General features: G+C 42.2%; 18 protein-coding genes. 1 reads left to right on the top strand and 17 read right to left on the bottom strand.

The genetic code is table 11. From position 1 onward, the window contains the following. Positions 1 to 77 precede the first annotated feature (77 nt). The 3 genes from HXT29_RS01665 to HXT29_RS01655 are packed head-to-tail and all read right to left on the bottom strand — an operon-like array spanning position 78 to position 5,641. The gene (locus tag HXT29_RS01665; RefSeq protein WP_174163884.1) at positions 78 to 2,606 is read right to left on the bottom strand and encodes a DUF3516 domain-containing protein; all 2,529 of its coding nucleotides are present in this window, start codon (positions 2,604 to 2,606) and stop codon (positions 78 to 80) included. 60 nt (positions 2,607 to 2,666) lie between these two features. After that, positions 2,667 to 4,871 carry a bifunctional cytidylate kinase/GTPase Der gene (der, locus tag HXT29_RS01660; RefSeq protein ID WP_101886053.1) on the bottom strand — a complete coding sequence of 735 codons (2,205 nt, stop codon included), beginning with the start codon at positions 4,869 to 4,871 and terminating at the stop codon, positions 2,667 to 2,669. Continuing rightward, positions 4,868 to 5,641 (bottom strand): pseudouridine synthase, encoded by a 774-nt coding sequence (locus tag HXT29_RS01655; protein WP_101886054.1) that lies wholly within the window; start codon positions 5,639 to 5,641, stop codon positions 4,868 to 4,870. Before HXT29_RS01655 ends, der begins: the two co-directional genes overlap by 4 nt. A gap of 246 nt (positions 5,642 to 5,887) precedes the next feature. Between HXT29_RS01655 and HXT29_RS01650 the strand changes: the two genes are divergently transcribed. Next, positions 5,888 to 6,859, top strand: coding sequence for an MIP/aquaporin family protein (locus HXT29_RS01650; RefSeq protein WP_004106561.1), 972 nt, complete (start codon positions 5,888 to 5,890; stop codon positions 6,857 to 6,859). An 8-nt stretch (positions 6,860 to 6,867) separates the two neighbouring features. Here the strand turns inward: HXT29_RS01650 and HXT29_RS01645 are convergent, their stop codons facing one another. The 14 genes from HXT29_RS01645 to HXT29_RS01580 all read right to left on the bottom strand — a co-directional run bounded on the left by HXT29_RS01645 (position 6,868) and on the right by HXT29_RS01580 (position 20,564). Then, positions 6,868 to 7,185, bottom strand: a complete 318-nt coding sequence (locus HXT29_RS01645) for a hypothetical protein (RefSeq protein WP_004574306.1) — start codon at positions 7,183 to 7,185, stop codon at positions 6,868 to 6,870. A 141-nt stretch (positions 7,186 to 7,326) separates the two neighbouring features. Beyond that, positions 7,327 to 8,997: a bifunctional phosphoribosylaminoimidazolecarboxamide formyltransferase/IMP cyclohydrolase gene (purH, locus tag HXT29_RS01640; RefSeq protein WP_174143340.1), complete on the bottom strand. Its 1,671-nt coding sequence runs from the start codon at positions 8,995 to 8,997 to the stop codon at positions 7,327 to 7,329. A gap of 33 nt (positions 8,998 to 9,030) precedes the next feature. Beyond that, the gene (locus HXT29_RS01635) at positions 9,031 to 10,404 is read right to left on the bottom strand and encodes a DUF6350 family protein (protein ID WP_410295841.1); all 1,374 of its coding nucleotides are present in this window, start codon (positions 10,402 to 10,404) and stop codon (positions 9,031 to 9,033) included. A gap of 89 nt (positions 10,405 to 10,493) precedes the next feature. Continuing rightward, positions 10,494 to 11,075 (bottom strand): adenine phosphoribosyltransferase, encoded by a 582-nt coding sequence (locus tag HXT29_RS01630; protein WP_174143405.1) that lies wholly within the window; start codon positions 11,073 to 11,075, stop codon positions 10,494 to 10,496. Between the two features lie 140 nt (positions 11,076 to 11,215). Beyond that, positions 11,216 to 11,614 (bottom strand): preprotein translocase subunit YajC, encoded by a 399-nt coding sequence (yajC, locus tag HXT29_RS01625; RefSeq protein WP_004574313.1) that lies wholly within the window; start codon positions 11,612 to 11,614, stop codon positions 11,216 to 11,218. Positions 11,615 to 11,673: 59 nt separating this feature from the next. Further along, entirely contained in the window at positions 11,674 to 12,678 is a 1,005-nt protein-coding gene (gene ruvB / locus HXT29_RS01620; protein WP_217428681.1) for a Holliday junction branch migration DNA helicase RuvB, read from the bottom strand. 94 nt (positions 12,679 to 12,772) lie between these two features. Continuing rightward, positions 12,773 to 13,402, bottom strand: coding sequence for a Holliday junction branch migration protein RuvA (gene ruvA, locus HXT29_RS01615; RefSeq protein WP_064340661.1), 630 nt, complete (start codon positions 13,400 to 13,402; stop codon positions 12,773 to 12,775). A gap of 87 nt (positions 13,403 to 13,489) precedes the next feature. Continuing rightward, positions 13,490 to 14,071 carry a crossover junction endodeoxyribonuclease RuvC gene (gene ruvC, locus HXT29_RS01610; RefSeq protein ID WP_004106546.1) on the bottom strand — a complete coding sequence of 194 codons (582 nt, stop codon included), beginning with the start codon at positions 14,069 to 14,071 and terminating at the stop codon, positions 13,490 to 13,492. A 6-nt stretch (positions 14,072 to 14,077) separates the two neighbouring features. After that, positions 14,078 to 14,836 carry a YebC/PmpR family DNA-binding transcriptional regulator gene (locus HXT29_RS01605; protein ID WP_004106544.1) on the bottom strand — a complete coding sequence of 253 codons (759 nt, stop codon included), beginning with the start codon at positions 14,834 to 14,836 and terminating at the stop codon, positions 14,078 to 14,080. A 62-nt stretch (positions 14,837 to 14,898) separates the two neighbouring features. Beyond that, entirely contained in the window at positions 14,899 to 15,555 is a 657-nt protein-coding gene (locus tag HXT29_RS01600; protein WP_004574317.1) for a CDP-alcohol phosphatidyltransferase family protein, read from the bottom strand. Positions 15,556 to 15,770: 215 nt separating this feature from the next. Next, positions 15,771 to 17,801, bottom strand: a complete 2,031-nt coding sequence (thrS, locus tag HXT29_RS01595; RefSeq protein WP_032842485.1) for a threonine--tRNA ligase — start codon at positions 17,799 to 17,801, stop codon at positions 15,771 to 15,773. A gap of 183 nt (positions 17,802 to 17,984) precedes the next feature. Next, positions 17,985 to 18,878, bottom strand: coding sequence for a metal ABC transporter permease (locus HXT29_RS01590; RefSeq protein WP_422118415.1), 894 nt, complete (start codon positions 18,876 to 18,878; stop codon positions 17,985 to 17,987). Beyond that, complete coding sequence (locus HXT29_RS01585) at positions 18,879 to 19,835, bottom strand: metal ABC transporter permease (RefSeq protein WP_112928667.1); 957 nt, start codon at positions 19,833 to 19,835, stop codon at positions 18,879 to 18,881. Positions 19,836 to 19,841: 6 nt separating this feature from the next. Continuing rightward, positions 19,842 to 20,564 (bottom strand): metal ABC transporter ATP-binding protein, encoded by a 723-nt coding sequence (locus tag HXT29_RS01580; RefSeq protein WP_004574322.1) that lies wholly within the window; start codon positions 20,562 to 20,564, stop codon positions 19,842 to 19,844. Positions 20,565 to 20,699 lie beyond the last annotated feature (135 nt).

The following is a 20,699-nucleotide window of genomic DNA, read 5'->3' as shown; positions in this document are numbered from 1 at the left end:
TTACACTACATATAGAACAAACGTTCGATTGCATTTTGCGTCTTGCATTTCGTATTCTGTTAACACATTTTTAAAAATCACACGTGCGAAACTTGGTAATCGAAGAACACAACTTCGCCTTCATCTTGAGTTGTATCTAAATCGACAACGCCAGTAATAGCCCAATTATGATCCCCGTCTGAATCGTCAATAATCTGCCGAACTTTCCACGAATGTTCACTTTTCTCAAGCGAATCATCCAAAATAAACAAGTCGCCACTTCGAGCCTTAGCATCTATTCCAACATACTCGTGCTCATCGTAATAGTCGTCAAGCACATCATTCCACTCGTGAACGCCATAACCCCAAGCTTTGTCAAGCTCTCCTAAAGTATCCGCATCTTCCAAATCCATAAGCTGCACGCGACGAAACATTGCGTTTCTAATCAACACAATAAGTCCACGACGATCCTCAACTACAGACTCAGAAGTTGAAGGCGCAGCCGTAGTTACAGCGCTAGCTTCAGCATCCGATCCTCCAGCACTCTCCCACTCGTCAACAAGACTTGAATCAATAGAGCGCACAACAAGACGAAGCCACGAAATAATATCACGCAATTCTTCGTTAAGCATATCTTCAGGCACAGTGCGCGCAAGAGAACGGTAAGCGTCCGAAAGGTAACGAAGAAGCGTTCCCTCACTTCTAGCAATGCCATAACGAGAAATGTATCCAGTAAAATCAGATGCTGTTTCAACCATGTCTCGAAGCACAGATTTAGGCTTAATCCAGTAGTCGTTCGCCCACGGCACATCCTTGCGATATTGCGCAAAAGCAGGAGCTAGTAAGTCTTCAAGAGGCTTAGGATAGCTAACTTCAGCTAAGCGTTCCATGCGCTCCTCATAGTCAATGCCATCGTCCTTCATACCAGCCATTGCAGCATCGCGTGCTTTGCGCTCTTGAGCACGAAGAACAGGCTTAGGATCATCCAGAGTTGCTTCAACCATGGAAATTACGTCAAGCGCATAGCTTGGAGATTCTGGGTCTAGAAGTTCCAAAGCTGCGAGTAAGAATGGAGAAAGCGGCTGATCTAGCGCAAAACCGTCTGGCATAGCAACATCAAGATCATAATCACAAGAACCGTCAACGCGCTCTCTGCATTCAATAACTTGAGTATCGAGCAAAGTTTGGAAAATATCGTCGCAACGCTCAAGTAATTTTTCTTTATCTTGTGGCCTTTGTGCACTATCTTCAATAAGTTTTTCAACGCGCGCTCTAGCATCCCCACCTTGCGTAACTTCGTTCAAAATCATTGAATGCGTTACAACCATGTGAGGATTCAAAGTTTCGGGAGCGCTTTCAATAAGCTTAGTAAACGTTGGCTCGCCCCAAACAACAAAGCCTTCTGGAGCTTTCTTACGCTTAACTTTTTTAAGCTTTTTAGGATCATTTCCAGCTTTTGCAACAGCGCGCGCATTCTCAATCTCGAACTCTGGAGCCTCTGCAACTACTAAGCCCTCAGTATCGAATCCCATTCTGCCTGCACGTCCTGCAATTTGGTGAAACTCGCGAGCGCGAAGCTTTCTACTACGATTCCCATCAAATTTTGTAAGAGCTGTAAGCACAACCGAGTGAATTGGCACATTAATGCCAACGCCGAGAGTGTCTGTGCCGCAAATAACTGGTAGAAGTCCAAGCTGAGCGAGCTGTTCGACAAGCCTACGGTAGCGCGGAAGCATGCCAGCATGATGTACGCCTACACCAGTGCGCAGTAGCCTTTGCAAAATTTTGCCGAAACCTGTAGTGAATTTAGTACCTTTAATGGCTTGAGCAATTTTGTCTCGCTGCTCTTTGCTTGAAACTCCAGTACTTGCGAGCGCTTGCGCTGTTTCAAGAGCTGCGTCTTGCGAAAAATGAACTACGTAAATTGGCGTTAAACCCTTGTTAAATAAGAGTTCTACAGTTGTTGCAAGCGGCTTATCTGTGTACTCGTATTCGAGCGGGATTGGTCTTGGAGCGTCTGCAATAATATCGACGTTTCTTTTTGTTGATTTTTCTAAGCGTTCCGCAATATCCGTTACGTCTCCAAGAGTTGCGCTCATAAGTAAGAATTGCGTATTTGGAAGTGTAAGTAGCGGAACTTGCCAAGCCCATCCGCGCTCTGGATCTCCATAGTAGTGAAATTCGTCCATTGCAACGCAATCGACTTCAGCGTTTGCGCCTTCACGCAGAGCTTGATTTGCTAAGATTTCCGCCGTGCAGCAGATTATTGGAGCATCTGCATTAATATGCGAGTCGCCTGTAATCATACCAACGTTGTCACGTCCAAAAATAGCTACTAAATCGAAGAATTTTTCGGATACAAGAGCTTTAATTGGCGCAGTATAGTAGGAGCGTCTGCCGGTGGCGAGCGCCGCGAAATGCATACCGAGCGCGACAAGCGACTTTCCAGAACCTGTTGGAGTGTTTAAAATGACGTGGTCTCCTGCAAGCAAATCCATAACGGATTCTTCTTGATGCGGCCACAAATCTACATGTTTGTTATCTTTAACCCAATCAACAAATGCTTGAAAAATCTCATCTTCGCTAGCATGATGCAAATCGAAAGCTAACTCGCCCAAACCAGCCATATACGCTCCTACTTTACTTAACCCTAACTTACTTTGACTTAATCACGCTTTATTTGCGCTTTACTTGCGCTTCTTCTTATCTCGTACTTTTACAGAGATTTGAATAGGAGTTCCCTCGAATCCAAACTCTTCTCGAAGAGAACGCTCAATAAAGCGACGGTATCCGTGCTCTAAGAAGCCAGTTGTGAATATTACAAAACGCGGTGGGCGCGTAGAAGCTTGCGTAGCAAACAAGATTCTCGCTTGCTTTCCGCCTCGCAAAGGATGCGGATGAGCAGACTGAATACGCCCTAAGAAAGCGTTGAGCTTGCCTGTAGGAATGCGCTTATCCCAGCTGTCTAAAGCTGTTCGCATAGCGCGCGCAAGACGATTCGTATGCCATCCTGTTTTTGCGGAAAGATTTACGCGCTCAGCCCAAGTTACGCGCTCAAACTCAGTTTTCCATAAGCGTTCCATGCGCTGTCTGGAAAATTCGTCCATCAAGTCCCATTTGTTAAACACAAGTACGATTGCTCGACCCGCGTCTACAGCCTGGCTCATAACTTTCAAATCCTGCTCTGCAATCGGCTGGGAAGAATCGAAAAGAATCAAAGCAAGTTCCGAGCGTTCAATCGCAGCTTGCGTACGAAGTGAAGAATAGTATTCAGCACCCGTAAGCTTGTGCTGCCTGCGCTTAATACCAGCAGTGTCAATAAACAGCCAATCCTCGCCGTCAACTCGCACAACCTCATCAACAGGGTCACGAGTAGTTCCAGCCAAATCGTTTACAACAGATCGCTCTTCATGAGCTAAATGATTCAAAAGCGAAGACTTACCAACGTTTGGACGACCTACTAAAGCAACTCTGCGAAGTCCTTCTGGAGTTAAGAATCCTGAAGTTTTATTCGCTTTCTTCAAAGAATTGAGCGCTGCATCAAGCAAATCTCCAACGCCTCTGCCGTGCATTGCAGAAATTCCGTAAGGCTCACCCATTCCGAGCTTCCAAAACTCTGCAGTCAAATACTCGCTTCTAGCATCGTCAACCTTGTTAACTGCCAGAGTAATAGGCTTACCTGCAGCGCGAAGCATTGAAACAATACGCTCGTCTGTAGCTGTTAAACCAACTTGACCATCTACTAGGAAAATCACAGCATCGCTTAAACGCACTGCTACTTGCGCTTGTTGAGCAATAGAAGAATCAATACCTTCAACATCTGCTTCCCAGCCGCCAGTGTCAACAAGCTTGAAGTTGGTTCCAGCCCACTCAGCGTCGTAGCTTACGCGATCTCTCGTAACACCTGGAGTATCTTCTACAACAGCTACACGATGACCCAAAATACGATTTACAAGCGTTGATTTTCCAACGTTTGGTCGACCTATAATGGCGATTACTCCAACAGCTTTAGAGTCTTTTGCATCGTCTTGACTTACTTCGTCGCCTCGAAGAAGCGCACGATCTTCATCGTCAAGATCGTAGCCTTCAAGATTAGCCGCATAACGGTCATACTCATCCTGCTCAATTGCAGCGTCAACCATTTCAACAAGAGCATCGAGAGTCTGCTCAAAAGTCAAATCAGAATTATCGAGCGTTGTAACACCGTCTGCTGCTTGAAGAAAATGCGTAACTTTAGCATCTTTAGCATCACGAGCGCGAATATCGTCTTCTTCAGATTCATTATTTTTAGATTCATTATTTTGCAAATTTTCTTGCGCAATATTCTGCTTGTTTCTGCGAGCTTGACGCACTTCTTCGCGTGCAGTAAGAAGCACTCGAACTTGAGCATTAGGAGCAACAACAGTAGTAATATCGCGTCCTTCTGCAACTATTCCCTCACCTTTAGAGAAAGAATCTTCATCTGACTCTGAAGCAATATACGCACGCTGAGCAGCAATAAGCATACGGCGAACTGCAGGAATCGAAGATACAGTAGACACATGCGAAGAAACTTCGCTGGAACGCAATTCTTCGCTAATATCCTCACCTTCAACAGTCACTACAGGATTCTTAGGATCAACACTAAAGTCAGCGTCACTTTCAGTAAATAAGGCTCCAACAGCTTCAATAATTTGATTAAAACGTTCAGCATCCGCTGGATTTACAGGATTTCCTTCTTCATCCAATTCAAGTTGCGTGCTTAAATCAATACCTTGTTTCAAGCACCACCAAGCAGCAGCTCTATACATTGCACCCGTATCTAAATACGCAAAACCATAGTATTGCGCTAAAGCACGAGAAGTAGAAGACTTACCTACTCCTGCTGGTCCATCAATTGCTACACAAATCACAGGCCAACCTCCTTAGAAAGCGAGCGCACTTCTGTTTGAGAAAGCACGCGATACGATCCAGCTTTTAAGTCACCCAATTTAATAGGGCCAATTTGCGTACGAACAAGACGCTTTACAGGGTATCCTACGGCTCCAAAAATCCTGCGAACAATACGATTTCTGCCAGAATGCAACACAACTTTTACCATGGTTGTGTCGTGATTCTGATCGATTATTGCGCAACGGTCGAGCTTAATCCAACCATCTTCAAGATTTACACCTTGTGAAACCAAGCGGCGGCAAACCATACCGTTGATTTTGCCTTCAACAGTTGCAATATAAGTTTTCTCAACCTCATACTTTGGGTGCATTACGTGCTGGCTTAGCTCGCCATCGTTGGTCATTAAAATAAGACCTTCAGAATCGTAATCCAAGCGTCCCATGTGGAAAATTCGCTCGTACTTGTCTCCAACAATATCTCTTAAAGTAAAGCGACCTTTTGGATCGTCCATTGCGCTAAGAACTCGCTTAGGCTTATGCAATGCGAGCGTTACTAGCTTTGTGTTGAACTTTACGCGAGATCCATCAACGCGCACTTTTTGACGTTTTGGATCTACTCGAGTACCAAGTGTTGTAACCAATTCGTCGTCTACTTCAACACGCCCGTCAAGAATAATCTCTTCACACTTGCGTCTTGAACCAAATCCCGCTTCAGCAAGCAGCTTCTGCAGTCGAATGGCGTTGTTGTCATCTGAATGCGCCTGATTGGCGCGGGAATATGCGTTTGGCATCGTTCTCCCAACGTGACCTAAAGAATTACATACATATTTGCGCCAGAATTTACTTAAGAATACGCAATATAAGCAATTCATTACTCATTAACTTACTAATTTCTGTGGCAATTTATTAAATTTGCAATAAATCAAAAAACACCACACTTTCCTATGTTACCGTATGGCATAGCCGTGATAGTATAGCCTAGGTTTCATTGTGTTGCAATCATTAACAAAGCGGCACAACTAAAATTAAGGAAAGTTATGATTAAAACTACAGATACACCGTGCAGCACAACTAAAACTGCTGCGCCACTTATTGTTCGTATTGGTACTGAATTTATTGCTACAGCTTTAGCGATGTTCGTTGTTTACACTTTTTATTCTCTTACTACCGTAATGTACGGAATCAACGTTTTAATGATTGCCGCAGGCACTGGTATCGCTTATGCTGCAGCGACATATATTGCATCTAAAGTTTCTGGAGGCCACCTTAACCCTGCAGTGACAGTTGCTTCGATGCTTACTGGACGCACTTCATACACTGCAGGATTATGCTACATTGTTGCCCAAGTTCTTGGTGCTATTGCAGCTGCAGGATTGTTTATTCTTATTATTCCTCAGCAGGATTCAAGCATTGATCCGTCACAAGTTGGTCAAGGCTCAGGTTTTGACAAAAAGTATTGGTTTGTTTCAATAGTAAACGGATTCGAAAAGGCATCCCTTTCTGCACGTCAACTAAAAGAAATAAACTTGTCTTTCGGAATAGTATCTGCGTTATTAGTTGAAGTTATTGCTGTTATTTTGATTGTTGCCACTGCATTGCGCAGCACAGACCATGAAGGTAATACTAAATGCGGTTATGCAACACACATCGGTATTGCATACGCAGCTGGCGCTTTCATTACGTATCAAATTACAGGAGCTGGTTTGAATCCTGCTCGTTCTACCGGCATCGCATTATTCGCAAACTCTCATGATTTGGAAGTTAAACCACTAAGTCAATTGTGGGTATTCTGGATTGCTCCAATTTTTGCTGCAGCGCTTGTTAGCCTAGTTTTGCTATTAACAAAGCTTCTTTCAAACTCAGCACAAAAACTTGCTGTATCAAATGAAACAAATCCTGCACCAATACAAAATTTTGCAGACACAAAGGCAGATGCTCCTGCAGCGCCAGATATGAGCTATGAGTACGTTCAAAACGTATCTGACAATAACGTTGCGAACAATCTTTAAAAATAAAGTTATAGCAAAAATATAATTGAAGCGTATGTTATAAGCAAACCTATGCCGAGCGTAATACTTATGAAAGAATCAAAGCCAACTGAGCGAACTTTCCAAGGGCTACGCTGACGCATAATTAAGCGCATAACTCCTAGAAGTACAGCCGTCACAGAAATAACAACTGTGGCGGCTTTTACATATCCTATAAATGCCAATAATGCGCAAAGTGCAATAATAATTGCTACAATCCATTCAGCATAAGGCTTACCCTCACGTTTTTCCGACACGTACGGATGCTCCGTTTTAGCACTTCTAGTCTGATGCTCACTATCTGTCATACTTGTATCATACCTGCTCCGCGATAAGAAAACATGAGTTGTTTTAGGCACTAACACAAAGATGCAGTGCTTGAAGTACACAAGCGCTGCATCCATAATATTGATTAATTTATTTGTTTATAAATCTTAGTTAAAGCAATTTTAGTGGAAGAAGTGACGAGTACCGGTAGTGTACATCGTTACACCAGCTTTGCGCGCAGCTTCGAACACTTCTTCGTCGCGAATAGAGCCACCAGGCTGCACGATTGCGCGAACGCCCGCTTCAATCAAAATTTGCGGACCGTCAGCGAATGGGAAGAAAGCATCCGAAGCCGCAACAGCTCCGCGAGCACGTTCAGCACCATCAGCCAAAGTATTCGCACGTTCAACAGCCAAATGGCACGAATCCACGCGATTAACCTGCCCCATACCAATGCCAACAGTAGCATTATCATGCGCAAGTAGAATTGCGTTAGACTTTACACAACGAAGCGAACGCCAGGCAAATTGCAAATCACGCAAAGTGCCAGCATCAGCAGGATCTCCAGAAACAAGCGTCCAGTTTTCAGGATTATCACCAACTGCATCAATCTTATCTGCAGACTGAACTAAAGCACCACCGTCAATAGGATGAACTTGCAAATCTAAGACTGGCGGAATTGCAACCTTCAAAATGCGAAGATTCTTTTTCTTAGTGCGAAGCAATTCCAAAGCTTCAGGCTCATAGTCTGGAGCCACAATAACCTCTGTGAAAATTGGGCGCACACTTTCTGCCATTTCCAAAGTCACAGTAGTGTTTGCAGCAATCACACCACCGTAAGCACTTACAGGATCGCAAGCATGAGCTTTTTTGTGCGCTTCTACTGCAGTCGCGCCTATTGCCAAGCCGCAAGGATTATTATGCTTGCAAACAGCAACCGCAATTTGTGGAGCAAAATCCCAAACTGCACGCCAAGCAGCATCCGCATCCACATAATTGTTGTAGCTCATAGGTTTTCCGCCAAGAAGCTCAGCCTGAGCCAAACCACCCTTATGCAAAGGATCTAAATACAATCCTGCTTGCTGATGGGGATTCTCACCATATCGAAGCGTATGCTCTAAACTCCAAGTGCGCGTGTAGTTTGCAGGAAGCTTCACAGCTTCAGCATTTTGATTATCTTCTTCATCATTTGTGTTCAAACTTTCAGGCTTCTTCCATGCTTTACTTGTCCACTCAGATATAGAAGCATCGTAAGCTGCTGTATGAGCAAATGCTTTACCAGCCAAATATTCGCGCTCTTGCAAATTAAAGCCTTCACCTGAAACGATTCTATTAGCTAAAAGCTGGTAATCTGCAGGATCTGTAATAACGGCAACAGACTTATGATTCTTTGCTGCAGCACGAATCATAGAAGGTCCACCAATATCAATTTTCTCAATAATTGCGTCACTATCAGCACCGCTCATTACAGTGTCTACGAATGGATACAAATTAACTACTACAGCATCAAACGGCTTTATGTTTAACTTTTCAAGTTGCTTTACATGATCAGCATTACTCATATCTGCAAGAATTCCAGCGTGAATATGCGGATCTAAAGTCTTCACTCTTCCATCAAGACTTTCTGGGAAACCAGTAACGTCAGAAACTTCAGTAACATGAACGCCAAGTTCAGCCAATTTAGCAGCAGTAGAGCCGGTTGAAACTACTTCAGTATCAGCCTTTCTAAATGCTTCAGCTAATATTTCAAGTCCCTCTTTATGAAAAACTGAAACAAGAACTCTACGAATTTGCTTTTCACCTGTGGTTATCAGCACATTTGCGTTTGATTCTTTGCTCTGTGTCTGTTGCACGGCGGCCTTCCTTCCCAAAATAGTAGTGAGGAATTATTTTCTTTTAGCCTTCGATGAAACTGTCCTAGGAGCAGCTTTTTTCAAAGGCAAAGGTTGATTCTTTTTATTACTAGTCTTATTTTCGATTAATTCTGCAGATTTTACAGGTTTATTCGACTTACTAGCAGCAATAAGATTAAAGCAATATCGCACGCCACAAATAAGTAGGATACTAAAAATCGAAATAACCCATGCTACAGCAGAAGCGTATAGAGTAAGATGACCAACAGCTCTAGTACTTTCAATAATGTCAACTCCAATATAAGAAAGTCGGCATTCACCTAATGAACCATTTGCTATTGAGAAAACAACAGTCCACATAATCGTAATTAAAGCGGATACACCTACACTATCAGTTGCAGCTTCTACAGCATTCAACATAAAAGACTCACGCTCGGTTTTGTCAATAATATTTTTTAAACGCAAGCCACAGCCGCTTTTATGCAATAAAGTTATAAGCATTACAATAAAGCAGAAAATTGGAACTATGGAGTAAAAAACAGTGCGATGCATAACATCAACAACAGCATCAGGAAATATTCCAAAAACCGGAATAGGGGGCAAAGATTTACGCTGAGAAACTGTTAAAGTAAATTGTGCAACAGATCCAATATTAAATCCAGATCCACAAATCCAAGATAATGCCCAAATAGCAATATTCGGCAGCCAAACTAAGCAAGCAATAGTTGTAAGAATACGAGAACCATTTTGCATGCCTAATTTATTGAAATATGAATTAACATAGCCAAAATTTGTGCAAGCCCAAACTACAACAGTTATTAACGCAACGAAAGCGTATAAACCAAATAAAATTACTGCTGTACGCTTAGTAATACGAATATTTTTTTGAATATACTCAGGGCACATTTGCTTGTAGCGCTGCTTTAACGACATAAACAATGAGCTGCTTGGAAAAACCGCTATAAGCAAAGAAATTAAATAAATACAAGAAGATTTACAAGCAACAATAAAAGTAGAATCCAGTAAAGTAACATGCGTATTTTGAGAAAGTATCGCATTAATAACAGCCCAGACTACAAGCCCAGTAAAATATGCTATATCTCCACCTCGAATACGGCGAATTAAACATACAAGTGTTGCAATAAGTAGAAAAGTAAGACCTAAAGGAATAATCGTAAGAATGCAATTGCCAAAAGTAAGACCTACGCCTTGAGCAAACATAAACACAGCCCAAGTCATAGACATTGCAGATTCAGAAAGATTGCCTGCTCCCTCTTCGATAGAAACCACAAGAAGTGTGAGAGATAAGAAAAGACCTATCGTAAGAGAAAAAATAAAAATAACAATAATAGGAGTTATTACACCTTTAGACATGTTTATTAAGAATGACTTAAGTTTCTCAACCATGCCTTTTCCTTTCAATTCTTTTAGGTGCAAAACCAATATATTGCTTTAAATAGGATATTACTTTAATAATAAGCGATAATAATAAACTTTTAAGCTGGCATAGTAATTAAACTACTGCAAGGATAATCGCATAACTCACCCATTCCACTAATACCTGTAAGTTCAATAACAAAACTAAAACCTGCAACTATTCCTTGAGCGCGCTTGACAATATTTGCAGCAGCTTTTGCAGTGCCTCCAGTTGCAATAAGATCGTCAACAATAAGCACACGTTGACCTGGCTTAATAGCGTCGTTTTCAATTTCAATACTTGCCTGACCATACTCAAGCATGTACGACTCAGTAATAACTGGAGGAGGTAGCTTACCAGCTTTACGAATAGCAAGAAAACCTTTGCCTAACCGAGATGCCAACAATGGTCCAAAAAGAAAACCTCGAGCTTCAAGCCCAGCAATCAAATCAATTGAATCAGCTGGTACAGGCAATGCATCAATCAAAGAATCAATAAGAATTCGCGAAGAGCGAGCATTTGAAAATATAGGAAGAAAATCACGAAATATAATACTAGGATTGGGGAATCCTGGAACGGTACGAATCAAAGAAGCAAGATAAGCGGCGTCATCGTTACTTACTGTTTTCAACGTTTTCACTGTAATATCCGTTGCTGTCATAATTCTAACGTTCTTTTCTTCACAAGACTTGTTATTGGAATATGGAAAGAATGTCACATATTCGCATGATGTGTGAGACATGCGCTAACTCACACATCACGACTTAAGTATTAAATTATAAATTTATGAAATAAAAGTTATTACTTTTCAGATTCTGCAGATTCTGATACTGGCTTGTTATCTTCGTTTACAGACTTATTTGCATCATCCTGCTTAGCTTCTTCTGCTTGTGCAGCTTCTGCCTCTTCATCGCTAATAAACGCTGGACGCACATACAATCTGTTTACAGCGCGGAAAGATACTCGCATCAAGCTACCTTCTGAATCGATAACAATCTCTTCATACTGCGTATCTACGCTTACAATCTTGCCGATAATGCCGCCAATTGTAATAATTTCAGTGCCTGGCTCCAAAGATTCATGGAAGGAACGCATTTCAGCTTGACGCTTCTTAGCATTGCGAGTCTGGAACATCATCATGCAAACCATTGCTACAACGAGAATAATAAGCATGCCATACTGCTGGAAAAATTGAGGCAAAGTAAACTCCTTAAGTATCCAACCCTAAGACGGTCGAAATGCCGTCCAAGTTAATTATTTTAAGCTAGCTCACTGACATTACTAGGCTCTTTAAAGCCCAAATGTTTCCAAGCTTTACTAGTTGCAACACGACCTTTAGGAGTGCGAATTAAGAATCCTTCACGCACTAAATATGGTTCACATACTGTTTCAACAGTTTCAGCTTCTTCACCAACCATTGCAGCTAAATTATTAAGACCAACCGGTCCACCGTTAAACTGACAAACCATAGCCTTCAAAACTGCAATATCAAGTCGATCAAGACCTTGCGTATCAATCTGGTATAAAGCTAACGCTTCAACAACAGCTTCATGATTTACTTCTGACAAATCATGCACAATAGCCCAATCTCTGACACGCCTCAACAAACGATTCGCTATACGAGGAGTGCCACGAGAGCGCAATGATAGCTCTTTAGCAGCTTGATCAACAAGACGAATCCCTAAGACTTTAGCAGATCGTTCAATAAGTTTTTCAAGCTCTTCGTGAGGATAAAAATCAAGATGAGCAGTAAAACCAAAACGAGCACGCAATGGAGAAGGCAACATTCCTTCCCTAGTAGTAGCTCCCACTACGGTAAAACGAGGAAGAGTTAACGGTATTGATGAGGCGCCAGGACCTTTACCCACCATAACGTCAACGCGAAAATCTTCCATAGCAATATAAAGCAACTCTTCTGCAGCACGAGGCAAACGATGAATTTCGTCAATAAACAACACCTCACCTGCATCAAGTGCGCTTAGTATAGAAGCTAAATCTCCAGCATGCTGGATAGCAGGACCTGAAGTAATTCGAATAGGAACTTGCAATTCATTAGCAACAATCATTGCTAATGTAGTTTTTCCCAATCCAGGAGGGCCTGCCAATAACATATGATCAGGCGCAACATCACGCTTTTTAGCAGCATCTAAAAACAGTTGCAATTGCGCTTTTAAAACTGGTTGGCCAATAAAACCTTCTAATGCGTGAGGACGAAGCTCCTCATCACTGAGTTGCTCATTTCCTAAAGGAGTTGAAGAAACCATGCGTAAGGATTCTTCAGCAACACCAGTATTTAGCGCAGAAGCATACTCTTCACTCACTTCAACTCCCCCAATACTAGATTCTTTACAAACATGATTACCTACCTCTATCAAGTGAAGCTAATGCCATTCGTAAGACATTAGGCAAATCTGCATCAGATATAGGAGTTGAAATATTATTCTCTGCACAGACTTGCTCAACTGCTCTTTGAGCGTCAACTTGTCTCCAACCCAATGAAACAAGACCCTCTATGACGCATTGCACGCTAGAATCAACAATCTGCTTATTAGATTGAGTAGAATCATTAGAACTATCTGCCAGTATTGAAGGATCAAGAGAACCCTTCAATTCCAAAATAATCTTCTGTGCACCCTTTTTCCCTAAACCAGGCGCAGAAGAAAGAGAAGTTACATCTCCCTCAGAAATAGCTTGTAAAAGACGATCAACATTCAAAGTTGAAAGCATAGAAAGAGCAACTTTAGGACCAATTCCACTAACTTTTTGCACTTGCAAAAACATTCGTTTAGCAGCTTGAGTTGTAAAACCATAAAGAGTTAAAGCATCTTGCGAAACTTGAAGCGACGTATAAACGCGAACTTCCTGCCCTTCATGCAAAGAAGACAAATCTTGAGAAGGCATATAAGTCTCGTAGCCAACTCCAGAAACAACAATAAGCGCAGAACGAGCATCAATTGACGCAACTTGCCCAACAAGCATTCCAATCATAAGCTCACTCCTACTTAACAAAAACTCATAACTTAAAGCACATAAAGTCAAATACAATTATAATAGAACATCTGTTCTATTAATATCCTACATGTCTCGAACGACAGAAGAAGATTTACGCGCCTGAGCTTGAGCTAAAGCCCATTGTTTCTGTGCAGCAGTTAGATGCTGCTCGCGCTCGCCACCTTGCAAAGCACCAGAAGGACGAAGAGCATGACAAATAGCTTGAGCTAAAGCGTCGGCAGCATCAGCAGGAGTAGGCAAAACATTAAGACCAAGTAATCGCGCTACCATGCGCTCTACTTGAGGTTTTTGAGCTTTTCCGTTTCCAGCTACAGCAAGTTTAACTTCAGTAGGAGTGTGTAAAGCAACAGGAATATTGCGCTGAGCTGCAGCAAGCATTGCGATACCAGCAACCTGTGCAGTGCCAAGAACAGTATTTCGATTTTCTTGCGCAAAAACACGTTCAATAGACACAGTATCAGGCGAAAAACGCTCAATTTTTTCAACTAATCCGTTATAAATCTTTAAAAGTCGCAAATCTTGCGAAAGATCAGGCTCAGACCTCAACACATCGACGTGAATAAAAGAAAGCCGACGCGAGACGCCGGCTTCAATCACGCCGACCCCGCAGCGAGTAAGCCCGGGGTCAACGCCCAAAATCATCATAGGAGACTATTCATCTTCCTCAAGCTGAGCCATAACCTCATCTGAAGCGGTCCAGTTGCTGTAAATATTCTGAACATCGTCCAAGTCATCGAGATTATCGATTAAGCGAGAAACCTTTTGAGCATCTTCGAAGCTTAATTCAACCTCATTGTTTGGATGCATAATGATATCTGCAGAATCATAGTCGAAACCAGCTTCCTGCAAAGCCTTACGCACAGTTACCAAATCACTGGAATTGGTGTAAACAGAATAAACATCACCATCATCAGCAACATCTTCAGCTCCAGCTTCAGCTGCAACTTCGAAAAGCTTATCGTAGTCAACGCCTTCGGATGGAACCTCAATCAAACCTTTACGTTCGAAGTTGAAGCTCACGGAACCGCTTGTTGCCAAAGAACCGTTGCCCTTAGTAAGAGTTGAACGCACATCAGCAGCAGCACGATTACGGTTATCAGTAAGGCATTCAATAATCAATCCAACACCTGCAGGAGCGTAACCCTCGTAAACGATCTCTTCATAGTTTGCGCCGCCAGCTTCTTCACCAGAACCACGCTTTACAGCGCGCTTGATGTTGTCAGCAGGCATGGAAGCCTTCTTGGCTTTAACGATGGCATCGTACAGCGTAGGGTTACCATCAGGATCGCCACCACCCAAACGTGCAGCAATTTCAATGTTCTTAATAAGCTTGGCAAAAAGCTTGCCACGCTTTGCGTCGATAGCGGCCTTCTTGTGCTTTGTAGTCGCCCACTTGGAATGACCTGACATGATACTCCTAAAACGTACAGTTAATCAAACGAAACGATTTTATTGCGCTTTCGCGACAAATTTTATTTATCTTTTATATCAAGCCCATGCTTTACTTCAAAAATACGCTGGAAAACTGTAATAATACCGCCAACAGCAAGCAGAATCATAGCAAAACTCAACCAAAAAAGTTGATTTGTAAAACCAACAAGCCCCATAGCAACAAGAATCACGGCAACTCTATCTGCACGAGTTATTAAACCTTTTTTAGGATCTACATTTATTGACTGACCGCGAGCGCGAGTGTATGAAGTTACGAAAGCTGCCATAAGAGCAACCAAACAGCTTAATAATCCTACATACTTTATTGCATTGCCATTCAAAGTTGAAATCCAAGTGCACATATTTTTTTCGTGAGCTTCATACAAACAAATGCATACAGAGGAAAATAATGACCAGTCTGCAATGCGATCGAGAGTTGAGTCAAGAAATGCACCAAATTTTGTGCCGCCTGTTGTCAAAGCAGCAACAGAACCATCTAAACTGTCTGCAAGCACAAAAATAGTTAAAAATATAGTGCCAACAACAAACTGTTTAGTAAAAGCAGTAACAAAAGCAATAATAACTACAGCTATTGTGCCGACAATTGTTACACAGTTAGCACTTATGCCTAATCGGACTAGCAATTTTGCAATTGGAGAAATAGTGCGCTTAAACCCACTGCGTAATGATTCCAACATTGAATGCAACCTTCCTAGCGTAATCAAGCAAATAAAACTTGGGTTCAATAAACAATCCCATATTAGTCAATCGGCTGTAATACACACAAAAGCCCACACAACTTTAAGAAGTGTGGGCTTTTGCTTATTTCGTTTATTTATTGCAATTTAATTTTCAAGCGAAACTGTGCTGCTTAAGTAACGTTATTTAAGTTACATAACTTAAATAGCTTATGCTACTTAGTGTAGCGCTCAAAATCTTCTGCAGTATTGACCTGAACGCGCTGCTTAATGATGGACAAAATCCACTCTTTAGCTTGCGAAACAGGAACGCCATTCAATTGGCTGCCATCGCGGAAGCGGAAGCTCACAGCATTGTTGTTCACATCCTCTTCGCCAGCAATCAAAGTGAAAGGCACTTTAGACTTAGAAGCGTTACGAATCTTCTTGCCGAAGCGATCGTCAGAGTTGTCCATTTCGCAACGAACCATATTCTCTTCCAAATCGCTAATCAACTTTTGCAAGTGTGGAGCGAACTCATCTGCAACAGGAACGCCAGTCACCTGGACTGGAGCCAACCATGCTGGGAATGCGCCTGCATAGTGCTCAAGCAAAATAGCGAAGAAACGCTCAATAGAGCCAAAGAGTGCGCGGTGAATCATCACAGGACGCTGGTGGCTACCGTCAGCCGCAATGTATTCCAACTTAAAGCGCTCAGGCAAGTTGAAGTCGAGCTGAATAGTAGAAACCTGCCAAGTGCGGCCGATTGCATCGCGAGCTTGCACGGAAATCTTCGGGCCGTAGAATGCAGCTCCACCTGGATCGTCCACGAGTTCCAAACCAGACTCTTTAGCAACCTCTGCCAAAGTATTAGTTGCTTCTTCCCAAATCTCGTCGGAACCAACGAACTTGTGCTCATCCTTAGTGGAAAGCTCCAAGTAGAAGTCGTTCAAACCGAAGTCTTTAAGAAGACCAAGCACAAAGTTAAGCAAGCTCTTCAACTCATCGCGCATTTGCTCGCGAGTGCAGTAAATATGCGAATCATCCTGAGTCAAGCCACGAACACGAGTTAACCCATGCACAACGCCAGACTTTTCATAGCGATACACAGTACCAAACTCAAACAAGCGCAAAGGAAGCTCGCGATAAGAACGCTGGCGAGACTTGAAGATCAAGTTATGCATTGGGCAGTTCATTGGCTTCAAGTAGTAGTCAGCACCTTGGCGAGTTACGTTACCGTTTTCGTCGCGCTCTTCGTCAAGCTTCATTGGAGGATACATGCCATCCTTGTACCACTGCAAGTGACCGGAAGTCTCATACAAGCCGCCCTTAGTAATGTGCGGAGTTTGTACGAAGCTGTAGTGATGCTTGCGATGCTGTTCGCGGGAATAATCTTCCATTGCGTTAATAATTGCAGCACCTTTTGGATGGAACACTGCTAAGCCTGGACCAATCTCGTCTGGGAATGAGAACAAATCCATCTCTTGACCGAGCTTACGATGATCGCGCTTAGCAGCTTCTTCCATGCGAGTTGTATAAGCTTTAAGCTCTTCCTTACTAGGCCAAGCAGTTCCGTAAATGCGCTGAAGCATAGGATTATGCTCCGAGCCACGCCAGTAAGCTGCAGCAACACGCTCAAGCTTAAAAGCCTTAATATAGCGAGTGTTTGGCAAATGAGGCCCACGGCACAAATCGCTCCAAACTTTATTGCCTTCGCGATCCAAATTGTCGTACATGCTAAGCTCATGCTTGCTAATTTCGCCAGCAGCAGCCGGATCAAGAGCAGCTTCCTTATCCCCAATCAACTCCAACTTATAAGGTTGATTTGCTTCTTCAGCGCGCGCTTCATCTTCAGTTACAACGCGACGACGGAAGCTTTGAGACTCTTTAATAATGCGCTGCATATGCTTTTCGATTTGCTTCAAATCGTCTGGCGTAAATGGAGTATCAACATCGAAATCATAGTAGAAGCCGTCTTTAATTACAGGACCTACGCCCAACTTTGCGTCTGGTCGAATTTCTTGAACAGCTTGAGCCATCACGTGAGTAGCGGAATGACGCATGATTGCGATGCCATCTTCACTATCAAGTGCTACTGATTCCACGGTATCGCCGTCATGAAGAGGCGTGTACAAATCACGCAACTCGCCATTTAAACGCACGGCAATAATATTCTTATCTTCCGCGAAAAGTTGGGCGCCAGTGAAGCTTGCATCCACCTCCTTGCGTTCCTTGTTTACGGTGATGGAGATGGTATTTTCAGCCATAATTGTCCTTTTCTATCGGGGTCTTGCGTTACTAATGTGCAGACCTGGACTTGTGTGGCGTCGATAAACTTACGCGATTAAAACATAAATAAAACGCGCAAAAAACGACGTCAATCGCACGCATTTTTCACGCGCAATTCGTTGATATTCTAGGACAACAGAACGACTTTTAAGGCACTTTTGCTAAATAGCGTTTTCGGCTACTTTTTCTCGCCTTGCATGCAATCTTGATGAAAAATCATTAATTTTTATAAAAATACTTTCACCAATCTTGACTATTAAGAAGAAAGCTCCAGCTACGATAGCAATAGTGCCGCCGGCAGAAAGTTTCAGTATTACAGCCAAAGCTAGTCCAATTAAAGCAATCGAAACAGCAGTAATTACACATGCAAGCACGAATTTATTTATAGAAGCAATTCTTCCCTTTAATGCTGCAGCAGGAGCAGCAATAAGAGATACTGAAACAACTGTACCAACTGCTGGAATAATAACGGAAACAGTAATAATAATCAAAGCAAGAACCATGCCCTGTATAAAACCTGATCTTCCGCCTGCAGCACGGTAATTAATCGGATCAAACGAGCAATGCACAAGATTAGCAGAATTAAAAATCCATAATCCCAAAACAAGCAAGAAAGCAACAGAGGCTGAAATCACGTCTGTAGGAGTGCAATTAAGCAATGATCCAGTTAAAAATCCCTCAATACGCAATGGCAATGGAGCAAACCACTTATTTAAAAAGTATCCACTAGCAAAGCCGACAGTTAAAGTAATACCAGCTGCAGCTTGCGAAGAAATGCCTTTAAGATGCGAAAGTGCATACATTACTAAGGAAAGTACAACGCACGCAACAGCAGCACCAACAAAAAGCCCAAGCGACAAAATATTTTGATCTATTGTATAAGCAGAAGTTAAAACTACACCTAATACTGCTCCAGGAAAAGCAGCATGAGTAATAGATTCAGTAAAGAATATTCGCTGATTAAGAAGAGCAAGAGAGCCAACAAAACCGCATAGAGCACCTACAACAATTGCTTCAACTATAGGTAGAGCGATAATTTGCCAAATACTTACCATCTATTCCCTACCTTTATAAGATTTTGCTAAAACTTGCATATCGCTATCGCTTGTATGAGTTTTATGCGCAAAAACTATAGATGAAATAACTTGGAACAGCCAGCGCACAACAAGCACAACTACGAACATTGCACACATGCTTAATGCAATTGCTGCTTGAGGAGAAATAGGATGATCAAGCTCCAAATTCATAACGTACATACCAAGAACAACTCCAGCAATACCAACAAAAATACCAACTGCAACCATGCGCCCAACTGTTCTAGACACTAAACGAGCACTAGCTCCTGGAATAATAAGGTATCCGATCACAAGAAGAACGCCAACAGCTGAAGATGCAGAAACAACAACCGCAGCAATACCAACGTTAAGAACAATATCTACAAAAAGAGTATGCACTCCCATTAATGGAGCACTTGCTCGATCGAAAGCAACAATAATCTGCTGTTTCCAAGTTGCCAAAAGCACAATAATTGCAAACAAGCAAATCCACATTGCTTGAGTCATTCGCTCATCAGTGACATCAAGCAGCCTACCAAACATCAACGCTTCGAGCTGACCTGACATATCACCTTTTTTTAGTGAAATTACTACACCAAGAGCAAAGAAAGTAGTTAAAACAGTTGCGATAATCGATTCATTTATGCGAGCTGAACGAGAAGCCCACACTAACGCAGCAACTAAAAATACTGAACAAATTGCAGCACCAGGAATAATTTGATCTATGCCACCGTACAAAGCGCCTACAACAATTCCAGGAAATATGCCATGCACAATAGCTTCCGCATTAAATTCAGCACATCTCAAGTTCACGAATACACCAACGATTCCGCTAGCTATAGACAGAACTATAAGTAAGCAGAACGGGCGAAAAATATAAGGAGCAGAAGCAATAAAATCAAAACCTGGAATTGGTTCCAGAGCTTCTCTTAATGACTCAACTAATTGGGCAAGCATTGAAAATCAGCCTTCCGCAATTTCCGAAAAAGTAAGACCTGCAGAAGCAGCAGGCATGCTTCCACCATATGCGCGAGTAATATTTTCTTTAGTCATTACTTCTTTAAGCGCACCAAAAGCAATCTGCTTGCCAGCTAAAAGTAGCGCTTTTTCACAAATAGCATCTGCAATAACTAAATCATGCGTAGACACAACAAAAGCAATACCTTCTTGCTTTGCTGATTTCATAATATTAAGAAGTTCTCGGCGATTCGGTTCATCAAGACCATTAAAAGGTTCGTCGAGCAAAATAAGCGTTGGTTTTGCAACAATAGCGCGCGCAAGAAGAATGCGTTGGCGCTGACCGCCAGAAAGGTCACCAAATCGCACATCTGCACGATTTAATAAACCAACATGATTAAGAGCATCCTCAACAGCTTTTTTCTGATCTTTTTTAAGCAATCCAAGAAAACCTGTCTGTCTACTTAAGCCCATTGCAACAACTTGCCGTGCAGTAATAGGGAATGTTAAATCCAAATCAACCTGCTGTGGCACATATCCAATAGACAAAGCCTTAGGCATTTTCAGTTCACCGCGACTTACGCGCACGATACCAATAATAGCCTGCAAAAACGTTGTTTTTCCAGAACCATTTGGACCTATTAAAGCCAAAGCTTCCCCGGCTTGCACACTGCCATTAATACCAGTCACTACAGTTTTATAACCGTATGCCAGGTCGCAATTTTTCATTGCAAGGACGCTCTTATTCACTATATTTCCAGTCTTTTCAGTTTATTAATAAGTATTCGTAACAGTAACTTCCTGCTTTCGCTATTAAACTTTCGCTATTAAAGTTACTGTTACGATACTATTATTTTTACTGTT

It is taken from the genome of Gardnerella sp. DNF00550 (genome assembly GCF_049262685.1).
GTDB classification, from domain to species: Bacteria; Actinomycetota; Actinomycetes; order Actinomycetales; family Bifidobacteriaceae; genus Bifidobacterium; species Bifidobacterium leopoldii.
The sequence above is the reverse complement of the archived record's forward strand: the minus strand, read 5'-3'. Positions and strand labels throughout refer to the sequence as shown.

Excerpts from the sequence above, each read along its gene's own strand:
- HXT29_RS01665 (WP_174163884.1), bottom strand. The coding sequence starts at position 2,606 with ATGGCTGGTTTGGGCGAGTTAGCTTTCGATTTGCATCATGCTAGCGAA.
- HXT29_RS01655 (WP_101886054.1), bottom strand. The coding sequence starts at position 5,641 with ATGCCAAACGCATATTCCCGCGCCAATCAGGCGCATTCAGATGACAAC.
- HXT29_RS01650 (WP_004106561.1), top strand. The coding sequence starts at position 5,888 with ATGATTAAAACTACAGATACACCGTGCAGCACAACTAAAACTGCTGCG.
- HXT29_RS01645 (WP_004574306.1), bottom strand. The coding sequence starts at position 7,185 with ATGACAGATAGTGAGCATCAGACTAGAAGTGCTAAAACGGAGCATCCG.
- HXT29_RS01635 (WP_410295841.1), bottom strand. The coding sequence starts at position 10,404 with ATGGTTGAGAAACTTAAGTCATTCTTAATAAACATGTCTAAAGGTGTA.
- HXT29_RS01630 (WP_174143405.1), bottom strand. The coding sequence starts at position 11,075 with ATGACAGCAACGGATATTACAGTGAAAACGTTGAAAACAGTAAGTAAC.
- ruvB (WP_217428681.1), bottom strand. The coding sequence starts at position 12,678 with ATGGTTTCTTCAACTCCTTTAGGAAATGAGCAACTCAGTGATGAGGAG.
- ruvA (WP_064340661.1), bottom strand. The coding sequence starts at position 13,402 with ATGATTGGAATGCTTGTTGGGCAAGTTGCGTCAATTGATGCTCGTTCT.
- ruvC (WP_004106546.1), bottom strand. The coding sequence starts at position 14,071 with ATGATGATTTTGGGCGTTGACCCCGGGCTTACTCGCTGCGGGGTCGGC.
- HXT29_RS01605 (WP_004106544.1), bottom strand. The coding sequence starts at position 14,836 with ATGTCAGGTCATTCCAAGTGGGCGACTACAAAGCACAAGAAGGCCGCT.
- HXT29_RS01600 (WP_004574317.1), bottom strand. The coding sequence starts at position 15,555 with ATGTTGGAATCATTACGCAGTGGGTTTAAGCGCACTATTTCTCCAATT.
- thrS (WP_032842485.1), bottom strand. The coding sequence starts at position 17,801 with ATGGCTGAAAATACCATCTCCATCACCGTAAACAAGGAACGCAAGGAG.
- HXT29_RS01590 (WP_422118415.1), bottom strand. The coding sequence starts at position 18,878 with ATGGTAAGTATTTGGCAAATTATCGCTCTACCTATAGTTGAAGCAATT.
- HXT29_RS01585 (WP_112928667.1), bottom strand. The coding sequence starts at position 19,835 with ATGCTTGCCCAATTAGTTGAGTCATTAAGAGAAGCTCTGGAACCAATT.
- HXT29_RS01580 (WP_004574322.1), bottom strand. The coding sequence starts at position 20,564 with ATGAAAAATTGCGACCTGGCATACGGTTATAAAACTGTAGTGACTGGT.